Below are 12991 nucleotides of genomic sequence, written 5' to 3'. Positions count from 1 at the left end.
CGCCCCTTGTAATCGGGTCAGAAGCTGAAGCGGACCGAACCGGTGATCGTCCGGCCGTTCAGCGTCTGGGCATTGACGATGCCCGATGCCGGGATCGCCGCCGAACCGACCTGAACCAGCGCCAGCTTGTCGAACACGTTATAGGCGTTCAGGCTGAGCTGGACGCGCTCGGTCGGGCGTACCTCAAGGAACGGGCTGACGATCACATAGCCCGGCTGCTTGAGCAGGTTGCTGTCCTGGGCAAAGCTGCTGGTCGTGCCAAGGATGTTGGCACCGATCGAGAACAGCCCGGTCCGGTACTGCGGCATCGCCTGGAAGATCAGGTCCGGCTGGTGGCGCGGCGTGTTGCCGACCGCGGTCGGATCCGCCTTGTCGCTGTCGATCCGCGCCTTGGTATAGGTCGCACCGAGCCGCAGGCTGAGCGGGCCGCGTTCGAACAGGCCTTCCACCTCGACGCCCTTGGCGCTGTACGCGCGGTCGATCGTGATCAGCGCGACCGCACCGGTCGCATCGGCACCGATCTGCAGATTCTTGTCGGTGGTCGACGCCCAGAAGCCGGTGACGAACAGCGTCAGACCCGGCTGACGGAACTTGATCCCGCCTTCGGCCTGCTTGACCGGTGCATAGGCCGCGCTGTCATCGGTCAGCTTGCCGGTCGCCGGGTTGGCGGTCGGCGAGAAGAATACCCGCTCGGCGCTGGCGCGTGCGCCACGGCTGTAGCGCGCAAACAGCGACACCGGCTCGGCCAGGCGATAGTTTACGCCGACCGAATAGGAGGCATAGCCATAATCGTAATCGGCGATGCCCGGCTGACCCAGCGGCAGGACCGAGACATTGGCTTCCGGCCCGGAAATGACGCCATCGCGGTTGATGTCGATTGCGGTCAGGCCGACCCGGCCGCCGCCCAGATCCGCGCCGAACAGCCTCCCGCCGACCTTGCCGAAATCATAGCGCAGGCTGGCGCCGATCGCGAGCGGACCCTGCTGGTAGTTGACCGAACCATAGGGCGCGTAGACGCGGTAGTTGAGGTCGTAGCGGCGATGATAGCTGCTGCGCCCGAACACGCCATAGTCGAGGATTCCGGCCTGGCTGACCGACCGGCCATCGGCGGCGATCACGTCGATGAAGCTGCTGTTGCCGCCCGATGCGACGTCATACACGCTGTTGCTGAAGTCGTAATAGAGGTCGACATCCTGCGACGCGGCATAAAAGCCCGCCGTAGTGGTCAGCTTGCCCTTGCCAACTTCCCACACGCGGCTGCCGCGCAGGTCGTTGGTGAAATTGTCCATGCTGTTGATCTCGGCATTGAGATCCAGCGCGCTGGCCACGAGGCCATTGCCATTGATCGCGCCCGCCGCCGGGATCGTCGCGCCGGCATTGGGTCCGGTCGCGTAGCGCAGCGAACCGCCGGGGGCACCGAAAGCCGTCGGAAACACCGCGGCCGGGACCATGGCAGTGGGCAGCGTCTCGTTATAGGTGCCGGAAATGCGGGCGTAGCGGACACGGTTGGTGACGGTCCAGCCGGCGACATCGAACTGGCCCTCGAGCCCGAGCGACATGACCTTGCTGCGGTTACCCTGCTGCAGGTCGATCGTGCGCAGGTTGTTGTCCTGGTCGACGGACAGGATCGTCGTGCGATAGCGCGAGGCCGAGAGCGTGTCGCGCCGCGGATCGAAGCCCGGCAGCGGGGCATAGACCGGATCGGCGTTGGTGCCGGTCAGACGCAGTGGAACCTGCGCATAGTTCGGCTCGCGATCGTCGAGCACCTTGGCGTACAGGCGGACATAGCCGCCGCTGAATTCCTTGGTGATGTTGAACTTCACCTGGCCGCCGCGGAACGCGCTGTAGCCGGCTGCGCGCGGCCCTTCGCCCTGACGGTAGAAGCCGCCGATGTTGAAGCGGACGCTGTCGCTGAGGCGCGCGCCATAGTTGAAATCGGCGCGGCCCAGTTCATGGTCGAGGCCCGACGAGAGCTGGATCTGACCACCTTCTTCGTCACCCGTCTTGGAGATGAAGTTGACGATGCCGCCCGGCGAGTTGGACGCGAAGGTCGAGGCGGAACCGCCGCGGATCGCCTGAACCTGCGAGAGGCTGAGGTCGGTCCGCAGAAACGCGGTGGTGGCGGCGAAGTGGACATCGCCAAACTCCATCACCGGCAGACCATCTTCCTGGATCTGCAGGAACTTCGAGCCATCGGCAGCCAGCGGCAGACCGCGAATGGTGATCGCGGTCAGGCCATCCGTCCCGGCCGTTTCGGCGCGAATGCCGGGGATGTTCCCGAGCACTTCGGCGATCGAGCGCGTGCCGGTCTTCTGGATTTCGGATTCGTCCAGCGTGCTCGCGGAGATCGCGGTGTCGAGCAGGTCGCGCCCCTTGGCCACGCCGGTGGTGAAGGACTGCTTCTTGGCGGGCGCGTCTGCTGCGCTCCCCGCGGCGCGGTCCGCGTCGGCCTCCTCATTGGCATAGGCGGGCAGCGCGAACAGCGCTGCAGATACAAGGAGGATTGCTTTCGTCTTATTCACCACAGGCCCCGTGTTTAGGAAAGGTGGCGGGGCCATGGTGCGGCGGCACTTAAGGCAGGTTCATTGTCCGACTATGTAGAAATACGACATCAGGGCATCTTAAAATGGGTGGCGTATTTAACGTTTAAATATTCATGCAATCGAAGCATCAATTGCAACATCAAACCAATGATCGATAGGGCAACTCATAAAGCAACCGAAGCGGCAGAACCGCAGCAAGAAAATCAAAAACAGATTCATATGCGAATTTAACTGCGATATTCAGACACCAAAGCTTCGCTTTACACCGTCGATCACGAACTGGATTGCCAGCGCCGCAAGCAGCACGCCGAGCAGCCGGGTAATGACCGATTCGATCTTCGCCCCTAGGACGCGCATCAGCGGCCCGGCGGCGAGCAGCGCGGCAAGCGTCAGCAGCAGCACCAGCGCGAGCGCGCCGAACACCGCCGCCGTCTGCCCCGGCCCTTCGGCACGCGAGACGAGCAGCATGATCGTGGCGATCGAGCCCGGTCCGGCGATCATCGGCATCGCCATCGGGAAAACCGAGACATCCTCGACCTCAGGCGTCTGCATCACCTTTTCCGCGCGGTCCTCACGGCGTTCCTGACGCTTTTCGAACACCATCTCGAGCGCGATGATGAACAGCATGATCCCGCCGGCGATGCGGAACGCACTGAGGCTGATGCCGAGCGTGCGCAGCAGCGCTTCGCCGACCAGCGCGAATACCAGCAGGATCGCGGTCGCGATCATCACGGCGCGCACCGCCATCGCCCGCTGCTGAGTGGGGCGCGCGCCCTTGGTCAGCCCGGCATAGATCGGCGCGCAGCCGGGCGGGTCGATGACCACGAACAGCATGGCAAAGGCGGACAGGAACAGCTCGATCATTGCACTTGCCTCTCTGCCAGTGTGCGTTCCCAGGCGAGGGCATCGCGGACGATGCGCTCAAGATCGTCATATTGCGGGCGCCATGGCAGCGCCGCCAGAATCGCGCGATTGTCCGACACCAGTTCATCGGGATCACCTGCGCGGCGGCCCTCCATGCGGCGTTGGATCGTGACATTGGTCACGCGATCGACCGCATCGAGCACTTCGAGCACCGAATAGCCGCGGCCATAGCCGGCGTTGAGCGTGTGGCTCGCCTTCGGATCGGCGATCAGCAGGTCGAGCGCATGGACATGCGCCGCCGCCAGATCGCTGACATGGATATAGTCGCGCACCCCGGTGCCGTCGGGCGTCGCGAAGTCCGTCCCGAACACCGAAACGCCGTCGCGCTTGCCGGTCGCCGCCTCGACCGCGACCTTGATCAGGTGCGTCGCGCCGGCCGTGCTCTGGCCGCTGCGCCCGTGCGGATCGGCGCCGGCGACGTTGAAATAGCGCAGCGCGCAATAGTTGATCGGGTGGGCGGCGGCGACGTCCTTCAGCATGATCTCGGTCATCAGCTTGGACATGCCATAGGGGTTGATCGGCTGCTTCGGCGCATCCTCGCGCACCGGAACAACCTCAGGAATTCCGTAGGTTGCGGCGGTGGAGGAGAAGATGAAATGCTTCACCCCCTCGGCCACCGCGCTCTCGATCAGGCTGCGGCTGGCGGCGGTGTTGTTGCGGTAATATTTGAGCGGCTCGCTGACCGATTCCGGCACCACCACCGACCCGGCAAAATGCATGATCGCGGTGACCCCGTGATCGCGGATCGCGGCGCGGACCTTGTCCTCATCGGCGATATTGGCGACGATCAGCGCTGCACGCGGGTCGACTGCCCAGTCGAAACCCGTGACCAGATTGTCCACAACGACGACACGCCAACCCGCGTCGAGCAGCGCGAGCACTGCATGGCTGCCGATATAGCCCGCCCCGCCCGTCACCATCACCGTGCCGTCGCGCATTGCCGTTGATCCCCCTGATTGGCCCCTAGTTACCCGCGCCGCTCAACCCTATCTTGCCGTCCGTAGCAAGGAGTTGAAGCGCATGACTACCGAAACCGCAATCCTCGCGGGTGGTTGCTTCTGGTGTGTGGAAGCGGTGTTCAAGGACCTGATCGGGGTCGAGACGGTCGAAAGCGGCTATATTGGCGGGCATGTCGACAACCCGACCTACAAGGCGGTGTGCAGCGGCGACACCGGCCATGCCGAGGCGCTGAAGGTGACGTTCGATCCGGCACAGATCCGCTATGACGACCTGCTCGACATCTTCTTCGCGACGCATGATCCGACGCAGCTCAACCGTCAGGGCAATGACGTGGGCACGCAATATCGCTCGGCGATCTTCCCGCAGTCGCCCGAGCAGGAAGTGGCGGCGCGCGCCGGGATCGAGCGCAATGCCAGCGAATGGCCCGCGCCGATCGTGACCACGATCGAACATGCCGACACCTGGTGGCCAGCCGAGGATTATCACCAGAATTACTGGGAAGGCGAAGGCCAGCGGAACCCGTACTGCCTGGGCGTCATCCCGCCGAAGCTCAACAAGCTGCGCAAGAGCTTTGCCGAGCGGCTGAAGGCCAAGGCGGGGGCGTAACACCCTCGTCGCCCCGGGCTTGACCCGGGGCTGGGCTGCCTTTCTCCGACGGCCTTGCAGAAGAAGCCCTGCCCCGGGTCAAGCCCGGGGCGACGGGTGTTTAGCGGGTAGCGGCCCGCTTCAACCGATCGTTGATGGCGAGGCCGATGCCGTCCTCCGGCACCGTCGCCACCGCAATCGCAGCACGATCCGAAGCGTCGGCGCGATGCAGCGCGTCGAACAGGCGGGCGGCGGCCTCGGTCAGATCGCCGGCTGCGGACAGCGTGTCGTCCCCGCCGACCGCACCAAAGCCGATCAGCCACTCGCCCTCGCGCGCCTCGGTCGCGTCCAACCGCAGCGGTTTGCGCGGGGCATAGTGGCTGGCGAGCTGGCCGGGCGCTTCGATCGCGTCCCCGGCCCCACCCAACCAGCGCCCGATCTCGCGCTCGATCTCCGCCGCCGATACCGGACCTGGGCGCAGCAGGCGCGGTTGTGCGCCGACCGCGACGATGGTGGATTCGATCCCGCCGCTGGTCGCGCCATCGTCGATCACGAGCGGGATGCGGCCCGCGAGCGACGCGGCGACATGGGCGGCACGGGTCGGGCTGATGGTGCCGCTGGCGTTGGCCGACGGCGCGGCCAATGGCGTGCCGGTCGCCGCCAGCAGCGCCTGCATCGCGCGATGCTGTGGTACCCGGATCGCGACGGTGGACAGCCCCGCCGTGACCAGCCCGGCGATCGGCGCATCGGGGCGCAGCGGCAGCACCAGGGTGAGCGGACCCGGCCAGAACGCGTCGGCGAGCGCGCGCGCATCACGGTCGAACATCGCAATCGCCTCGGCCGCGCGGCGGTCGGCGACATGGACGATCAGCGGGTTGAAGCTGGGCCGCCCCTTGGCGGCGTAGATGCCCGCCACCGCATCCGCATTGGTCGCGTCGGCGGCGAGGCCATAGACCGTCTCCGTCGGAGTCGCGACGCACCCGCCGCCAGCGATGATCGCGGCGGCCTCGGCAATCGCCGCCTCGCCGTAGGGTAAGATGCGCGGATTTGGCGTGGTCATTTCCGATGGCTATAGCGCTGGCAAAAGTGCCGCAAGAGAGAGGACGAAATGAGCTTCACCCCCGCCATCGCCGAACAGCGTTTCGTGCTGGAGCATGTCGCGCAGATTGCCGATCTGGGCGTTGAATCCGACATTCTCGACGCCGTTCTGGAGGGCGCGGGCGCGTTCGCCGCGGGCGAATGGGCGCCGCTCGACCGTGCGGGCGACACCGTCGGCGCGAAATGGTCGCCCGACGGCGTGACGATGCCCGACGGCTATCGCGCGGCGTACCAGGCCTATGTCGAGGGCGGCTGGGGCACGATCGGATCGCCCGAAGCCTTTGGCGGACAGGGCCTGCCCTTTGCGCTGTCGACCGCAGTGCTGGAGACGCTGGGCAGCGCGAACATGGGCTTTGCGCTGTGCCCGACGCTGACCGTCGGCGCGATCGAATCGCTGATGCACCATGGCACGCCGGAACAGCAGGCGGCGTATCTGCCAAAGCTGGCGACCGGCGAATGGACCGGCACGATGAACCTGACCGAGCCGCAGGCCGGATCGGACGTCGGCGCGCTCAAGACCAAGGCCGAGCCGCGCGCGGACGGCAAGTGGAGCATCAGCGGGACCAAGATCTATATCAGCTTTGGCGACCATGATCTGGCCGACAATATCGTCCACCTCGTCCTCGCGCGCACCCCGGGTGCACCGGCGGGGACCAAGGGCATTTCGCTGTTCCTGGTGCCGAAGTACCGGCTGAATACCGATGGCACGCCGGGCGACTTCAACGATGTCCGCGTGGTATCGATCGAGCACAAGATGGGGCTGCACGCTTCGCCCACCTGTGTCCTCAGCTTCGGCGACAATGGCGATTGCATCGGCGAGCTGATCGGCCCGGAAATGGGCGGCATGCGCGCGATGTTCACGATGATGAACAATGCGCGGCTGAACGTCGGGCTGCAGGGCGTGCAGGTCGCCGAGCGCGCAACCCAGCGCGCCGTCGCCTATGCCCGTGACCGCGTGCAGGGCGTGCGCGCGGGCAAGCCCGCGACGATCGTCGAATTCCCCGATGTCCGCCGCATGCTGATGCGGATGAAGGCGCAGACGATGGCGGCGCGCGCTTTGGTCTATCTGGCGGCGGCACAGGTCGACCGCGCCAATGCCGGCGACGCAGCGGCGCGCGCGCTGCTCGACCTGCTCACCCCGCTCGCCAAGGCGCATGGCACCGATATCGGGTGCGAAGTGACCAGCATCGGCATCCAGGTGCATGGCGGCATGGGCTATATCGAGGAGACGGGCGCGGCCCAGCATTTCCGCGACGCGCGCATCACCCCGATCTATGAAGGCACCAACGGCATTCAGGCCGCCGATCTGGTCGGACGCAAGCTCAACATGGACGGCGGCGCGACGCTGACGACGCTGCTCGCGCGGATGAAGGCCGATGCGCAGGATTCGGGGCTGATCGCGCTGATCGATGCGTGCGCGGAGGTGACGCAGCATATGCTGGCGGCGGAGATGGATGACCGGCTGGCGGGCAGCTATCCCTTCCTCACCATGGTCTCGACCGCCGTATGCGGCTGGCTGATGGAAGCGCAGGGCCGGATCGCGACCGGGGCCGAAGGCGACCCTGCATTCCTGGCGATGAAGGCAGCGGCAGCGCGCTTCTATGTCGCGCAGATCGTGCCGGAGGCGATGGGGCTGAAGGCTGCGGGGATGGCGAGCGCCGAGGCGCTCTATGCCGTCGATGCGGAGACATTTGCGGCGTAACCAAATTCGTCACCCCCGCGAAAGCGGGGGCCCATCTCCCGGACCATCGGTCCCAAACACCGGCGCAGTCAGACGCCATGACAGGAGATGGGTCCCCGCTTTCGCGGGGATGACGCACGGGGCCTCAGGCGATCTCGCGGTCCAGCAGTTCGTGGGCGCTGAGGCCGAGCAGTGCGATATGATCGCGCACCTTGGGCCAGTATCCGGTGAGGAAGCGCTCGCGCTCGGCCAGTTTCAGCCGTTCGACTGCGCCGGGCAGGACGAACATGCCGACGCCGCGGCGCACCTCGACATAGCCGTCGTCCTGAAAGCTCTGATACGCCTTGGCCACGGTCAGCGGGTTGGCGCCATGTTCGGCGGCGAGCGCGCGCACCGATGGCAATTGGTCCCCTGCCCGATACTCGCCACGCAGGATCGCGGTCGCGATGCTGGCACGCAGCTTCAGGTAAACCGGGCTGTCTTCATGCTCGAGCGCTGTCATGCTGACTTAATACAGCACAGGGGATCAAAGTTCCACCCCCCATCGGGTTTCTACGGTAACTACCCGCCGCTCAACCTGCCCAGTTCGACACGATCGCGTCGAGATCGGGGCGCGGGCGTTCTTCCAATGGCTTGGCCGGGGTCCCGATGAACACGAAGCCCGCGATCCGCTCCGGCGCGGCGCCGAACAGGTCGCGCACGGCGTCGCTGAAGGCTGGCCAGCCGGTCAGCCAGCTGCCCGCAAACCCATGGGCATGCGCCGCGTGGAGCAGGTTCATCGTCGCGGCGCCCGCCGACAATTCCTGTTCCCATAGCGGGATCTTGCTGCCCACCCTGGGCGAATGCAGCACGACGACGAGCGTGGGCGATTGCTGCGCGAACTGCTCCATCGTCTGGAGTTCGAGTGCAGACGCGGTGGGACGCTCGGCGCGATAGGCATCGACCAGCCGCGCGGCCAGGGCATCGCGCGCGTCGGCCGGCACCACCACGAAGCGCCACGGCGCAAGCTTGCCATGATCGGGCGTCCGCGCCGCGATTTCGAGCATGTCGCGCAGCTGCGCCGCGTCCGGGCCGGGCGCGACCAGGTCGCGCGCCTTGCCGGAGCGACGGGTGCGCAGCAGCGCGAGCGGGGTCGTGCGGTCGTTGAACGTCATGCGGCTCCACCAGGCCCCTTCGCGCGGCAGCGGTCGGAGCAATATTTGACATTGTCCCAATCGCGTTCCCATTTCTTGCGCCACGCGAACGGGCGCGCGCAGGCAATGCAGAGCTTGGTCGGCAGATTGAGCTTCTTGTGCGCCACCCTTATCCTTTTCCCGGTCGCCGCGACAATCCGACATCGAGATGGGCACCGGCATCGAGCAGCACAACCTCTCCGGTGATCACGCGGCTGGCCGGATCGAGCAGGTTGACGATCGGGCCGGCAATGTCCTTGGCATGCGCGGCCATCGCCATCGGGGTCTGGCTGGCGATGAAGGATTCGAACTTGTCGAACGCTTCGGGGGTCATCCGCTCGCTGAACCAGCCGGTACCGACATAGCCGGGTGCTACGGCATTGACGCGGATCGCGGGGGCGAGGACGCGGGCGAGGCTCTTGGTCATCGTCGCCAGCGCGCCCTTTGACGCGGCATAGGCGACCGAAGAGCCGTTGCCGAACACCCCGGCGACCGAGGCGATGTTGACCACCGCGCTGGCCGGCCCGGTGCGCATGGCGGGAGCGCAGGCACGGATCATCTGAAACGGCGCGACGGTGTTGAGCCGGTAGATGTCGAGGAAATCGTCGGCGCTGAGCGCATCGAGATCCTCGTGATTGGCGAACTTCGTCTTCCCGGCATTGTTGACCAGCAGGTCGATGCGACCGAACGCATCGCTCGCGGCCTTGGCCAGCGCGCGGCACTGGACGTCGTCGGCGATGTCGGCCTGGACCGCGATCGATCCGTTGCCGAGTTCCGCCGCCAGCGCCTCCGCAGCATCGCGGCTGTTGGCGTAGTTGATGACGCAGCGCACGCCGCGCTCCGCCAGCCGCCGGACGACGGCTGCGCCGATGCCGGTGCCACCGCCGGTGACGATGGCGGCCATGCCCTCCATGGTCATGCCGTGGCGCTTTCCCGCGCGGTGACGCGGCGGTGCCAGTCGTTGAGGCGGGCATGCTCCTCGGCAATCGTCAGCCCGATGAACGTGCCGAAATCGATCGTGGTGAGCAGCAGGATGTCGGCCATGCTGTACCGCTCGCCCGCGATGTACGGGGTTTCGCCGAGCGCCGCGTCGAACAGCGCATGGGCGCGGGCGACGAGCGGGCGGTTGCTTTCGCCGAACTCCTTATACTGGTTCGGGTTGACCCGCGCAGTGAACGGGTGGGTGTGGATCCAGATCATGCCGGTCGGCACCATCAGGCGCAGCTCGACGCGGCGGCTCCACATTTCGATCTGGGCGATCTCGCTCGGGGTGCTGCCGAACAAAGGCGGTTCCGGGTGGAGTGCTTCGAGATAGCGGCAGATCGCGACGCTTTCGGAGAGGCAGGTGCCATCGTCGATTTGCAGCGCCGGGGTCTGGCCGAGCGGGTTGATTGCCTTGAACGCGTCGCTCTTGTGCTCGCCCTTGAGGATCGAGACATCCTGCGTCGGCAGGGTGATCCCCTTTTCCGCGGCAAAGATGCGGACGCGGCGGGGATTGGGGGCGGGCATCGCCGAATCGTAAAACAGCATCGACCTCTCCTCATTATTTTTCGAAGATCGCGTATGGCAGCCAATGGCGGTTTCGCATAGCAGTTGATCCGAATCGAGGAGTGGGGATGCAGACAGCGGCGGAAATCCTGGCCCAGCCGTTCGGGACGATCCCGGAGTTGATCGCGGCCCATGCGCGCGAGCGCGGCGACAAGCCGGCGGTGGTGCATGGCGAGGATGCCCTCACCTATGCGCAGCTCGACGCGCGGATGGATGCCATCGCATCGGCATTGCAGCGCGACGGGCTGGCGCGCGGGCAGGCAGTGGCGATCGTCGGGGCGATGAGCGTGGACTATGCCGCGCTCTTCCTCGGCGCGATTCGGGCGGGCGGCGCACCGGCACCGATCGCGCCGTCCTCCACCGGTGACCAGATGGCGGCGATGATCGCGGACAGCGGCGCGGGGATCGTGTTCCTCGATGCCGATGCGGCGACGACGCTGGGCGACCGGGCGGTGCCGGCGCGGCGCGTGATGCTGACCCCGGAGGCGGTCAACACGTGGCTGGCGGGTGCAGGTGCGCCCTCCCCCGTCGACCTGCGGCCCGAGGACCCGTTCAACATCATCTATTCGAGCGGCACGACCGGGACGCCCAAGGGGATTGTCCAGCCGCATGCGATGCGCTGGGCGCATGTTGCGCGCGGCGATGCGGCGGGCTTTGCCGAAGCGGTGACGATGATCGCGACGCCGCTCTATTCGAACACGACGTTGGTGAGCTTCATCCCGACGCTCGCCTGGGGCGGGACGGCGGTGCTGCTGGGCAAGTTCGATGCGCGCGGGTTTCTGGAGGCGGCGGAGCGGCATCGCGGCACGCATGCGATGCTGGTGCCGGTGCAATATCAGCGGATCATGGCGCTGCCCGATTTCGATCGCTTCGACCTGTCGAGTTTTCGGCTGAAGACCTGCACCAGCGCGCCCTTTTCGGCGGCGCTCAAGGCCGATGTGGTGGCGCGCTGGCCGGGGCTGCTGGTCGAATATTACGGGATGACCGAGGGGGGCGGCACCTGCATCCTCAACGCGACCGCGCACCCCGACAAGCTGCACACGGTCGGTCAGCCCGCGCCGGGGCATGACATCCGCCTGATCGACGACGAAGGCTGCGAGGTGCCGCAGGGCGAGATGGGCGAGGTCGTCGGGCGCAGCGGCGCAATGATGTCGGGCTATCACGGGCGCAAACAGGCGACGTCGGAGGCGGAGTGGTTCGATGCAGATGGCAATCGCTTCATCCGCCATGGCGATGTCGGGCGGTTCGATGAAGACGGCTTCCTGATCCTGATGGACCGCAAGAAGGACCTGATCATTTCCGGCGGGTTCAACATCTATCCCAGCGATCTGGAGGCGGAGCTGCGCCGGCACCCCGGCGTACGCGACTGCGCAGTGGTTGGCGTGCCGTCGCAGCAATGGGGCGAGACGCCGGTCGGCTTCTATGTCCCGGCCGACACGACCCCGGCGGCAGAGATCCTGGCGGCGGTCAACGCAACGCTGGGGAAGACCCAGCGATTGGCCGACCTGATCGCGATCGCGGAGTTGCCGCGCAGCGCGATCGGCAAGGTGCTCAAGCGCGAATTGCGCGACCTGTATGTGGAGAAGACCCCGGCATGACTTCGCTTATCGACCTGCTGGCATCGGCGCAGCGTACCGAGACCGGCTTTACCACCGAGATTCCGGCGAACTGGCTGCAGGGGCGCACCGCTTATGGCGGGCTGTCGTCGGCGCTGGCACTGGCGGCGGCGAAGCAGGTCGAGCCGGACCTGCCGCCGCTGCGTTCGGCGCAGGTGGCGTTTGTCGGACCGCTGTCCGGGCCGGTGACAGTCACCGCAACCAAGCTGCGGCGCGGACGCAATGCGGCGTTCATTCAGGCGGACATCATGAGCGAGGCGGGGCTGGGACTGCGCACCAACTTCGTCTTCATGAGCCGGCTGGAGTCGGCGATCGAGCATGACACGACCGCGCCGACCGGCTTCGCGCCGCCGCCGGCCGATGCCGAACTCTACACCGGACCGAAGGAGTTTTTCACCGGCAATTTCAATTTCTTCGACCTCAAGGCCGAAGCCGGTCCGACGCAGTGGCTGCGCTGGGGACGGCTGATCGACCGGGCCGGGCTGGACCCGGAGGTCGAGCTGATGGTGATGGGTGACGCGCTGCCGCCGGCATCGCTCAAGCTGTTCGCCAAGATGACGCCGGTGTCGTCGCTGACCTGGCAGGTCAACATCCTGCAGCCGGCCCCCGCCACCACCGATGGCTGGTGGCTGCTCGAGGCGGAGACCGACAGCGCGCGCGGCGGCTATTCCAGCCAGACCATGCGGATGTGGCGCGCCGACGGCACGCTGGTGGCCGAGGGAATGCAGGGCGTGGCGGTATTCGGGTGAGCTGGACGATCCTCCCCCGCCAGGGGGAGGTGGCAGCGCAGCTGACGGAGGGGGAGGAAGCACTCCGGTTTGAAGTTTTGGGGCAAGAGGCCTCACGCGCGCAGCCGTCCTCCCC

At 66.4% G+C, this 12991-nt stretch carries 13 protein-coding genes; 4 read left to right on the top strand and 9 right to left on the bottom strand.

What is annotated here, in order from left to right:
* Nucleotides 1-17: 17 nt before the first annotated feature.
* From J2Y54_RS13030 to galE, 3 genes are all read right to left on the bottom strand, one after another.
* Nucleotides 18-2522, bottom strand: a complete 2505-nt coding sequence (locus J2Y54_RS13030; protein WP_310040262.1) for a TonB-dependent receptor domain-containing protein — start codon at nt 2520-2522, stop codon at nt 18-20.
* A 261-nt stretch (nt 2523-2783) separates the two neighbouring features.
* Nucleotides 2784-3407: a MarC family protein gene (locus J2Y54_RS13025; protein WP_310040258.1), complete on the bottom strand. Its 624-nt coding sequence runs from the start codon at nt 3405-3407 to the stop codon at nt 2784-2786.
* Nucleotides 3404-4405, bottom strand: coding sequence for a UDP-glucose 4-epimerase GalE (gene galE, locus J2Y54_RS13020; RefSeq protein ID WP_310040256.1), 1002 nt, complete (start codon nt 4403-4405; stop codon nt 3404-3406). Before galE ends, J2Y54_RS13025 begins: the two co-directional genes overlap by 4 nt.
* Nucleotides 4406-4487: 82 nt before the next feature.
* Between galE and msrA the strand changes: the two genes are divergently transcribed.
* The gene (gene msrA, locus J2Y54_RS13015) at nt 4488-5033 is read left to right on the top strand and encodes a peptide-methionine (S)-S-oxide reductase MsrA (RefSeq protein ID WP_310040254.1); all 546 of its coding nucleotides are present in this window, start codon (nt 4488-4490) and stop codon (nt 5031-5033) included.
* Between the two features lie 100 nt (nt 5034-5133).
* Here the strand turns inward: msrA and J2Y54_RS13010 are convergent, their stop codons facing one another.
* The gene (locus J2Y54_RS13010; protein WP_310040252.1) at nt 5134-6072 is read right to left on the bottom strand and encodes an L-threonylcarbamoyladenylate synthase; all 939 of its coding nucleotides are present in this window, start codon (nt 6070-6072) and stop codon (nt 5134-5136) included.
* Nucleotides 6073-6120: 48 nt separating this feature from the next.
* On the opposite strand from J2Y54_RS13010, the gene J2Y54_RS13005 reads away from it, so the two are divergent.
* Entirely contained in the window at nt 6121-7812 is a 1692-nt protein-coding gene (locus J2Y54_RS13005; protein ID WP_310040250.1) for an acyl-CoA dehydrogenase, read from the top strand.
* A gap of 124 nt (nt 7813-7936) precedes the next feature.
* Here J2Y54_RS13005 and J2Y54_RS13000 read toward each other — a convergent pair whose 3' ends face one another.
* The 5 genes from J2Y54_RS13000 to J2Y54_RS12980 form a co-directional block, all read right to left on the bottom strand.
* The gene (locus tag J2Y54_RS13000; RefSeq protein WP_300495190.1) at nt 7937-8293 is read right to left on the bottom strand and encodes a GntR family transcriptional regulator; all 357 of its coding nucleotides are present in this window, start codon (nt 8291-8293) and stop codon (nt 7937-7939) included.
* 70 nt (nt 8294-8363) lie between these two features.
* Nucleotides 8364-8945, bottom strand: a complete 582-nt coding sequence (locus tag J2Y54_RS12995) for a nitroreductase (RefSeq protein ID WP_310040248.1) — start codon at nt 8943-8945, stop codon at nt 8364-8366.
* The gene (locus tag J2Y54_RS12990; protein WP_310040247.1) at nt 8942-9091 is read right to left on the bottom strand and encodes a DUF2256 domain-containing protein; all 150 of its coding nucleotides are present in this window, start codon (nt 9089-9091) and stop codon (nt 8942-8944) included. Before J2Y54_RS12990 ends, J2Y54_RS12995 begins: the two co-directional genes overlap by 4 nt.
* Before the next feature lie 2 nt (nt 9092-9093).
* The gene (locus J2Y54_RS12985; RefSeq protein ID WP_310040246.1) at nt 9094-9882 is read right to left on the bottom strand and encodes an SDR family oxidoreductase; all 789 of its coding nucleotides are present in this window, start codon (nt 9880-9882) and stop codon (nt 9094-9096) included.
* Nucleotides 9879-10493 carry a glutathione S-transferase family protein gene (locus tag J2Y54_RS12980; protein WP_310040245.1) on the bottom strand — a complete coding sequence of 205 codons (615 nt, stop codon included), beginning with the start codon at nt 10491-10493 and terminating at the stop codon, nt 9879-9881. Before J2Y54_RS12980 ends, J2Y54_RS12985 begins: the two co-directional genes overlap by 4 nt.
* An 86-nt stretch (nt 10494-10579) precedes the next feature.
* On the opposite strand from J2Y54_RS12980, the gene J2Y54_RS12975 reads away from it, so the two are divergent.
* Nucleotides 10580-12109, top strand: a complete 1530-nt coding sequence (locus J2Y54_RS12975; protein ID WP_310040244.1) for a class I adenylate-forming enzyme family protein — start codon at nt 10580-10582, stop codon at nt 12107-12109.
* Nucleotides 12106-12876: a thioesterase family protein gene (locus tag J2Y54_RS12970; RefSeq protein WP_310040243.1), complete on the top strand. Its 771-nt coding sequence runs from the start codon at nt 12106-12108 to the stop codon at nt 12874-12876. The genes J2Y54_RS12975 and J2Y54_RS12970 overlap by 4 nt, the downstream gene beginning before the upstream one ends.
* Nucleotides 12877-12991: the final 115 nt, after the last annotated feature.

The organism is Sphingomonas sp. BE123, assembly GCF_031456015.1.
In the GTDB taxonomy this organism is placed as follows: Bacteria; Pseudomonadota; Alphaproteobacteria; order Sphingomonadales; family Sphingomonadaceae; genus Sphingomonas.
This window is presented reverse-complemented; position numbering and strand designations above follow the sequence as displayed.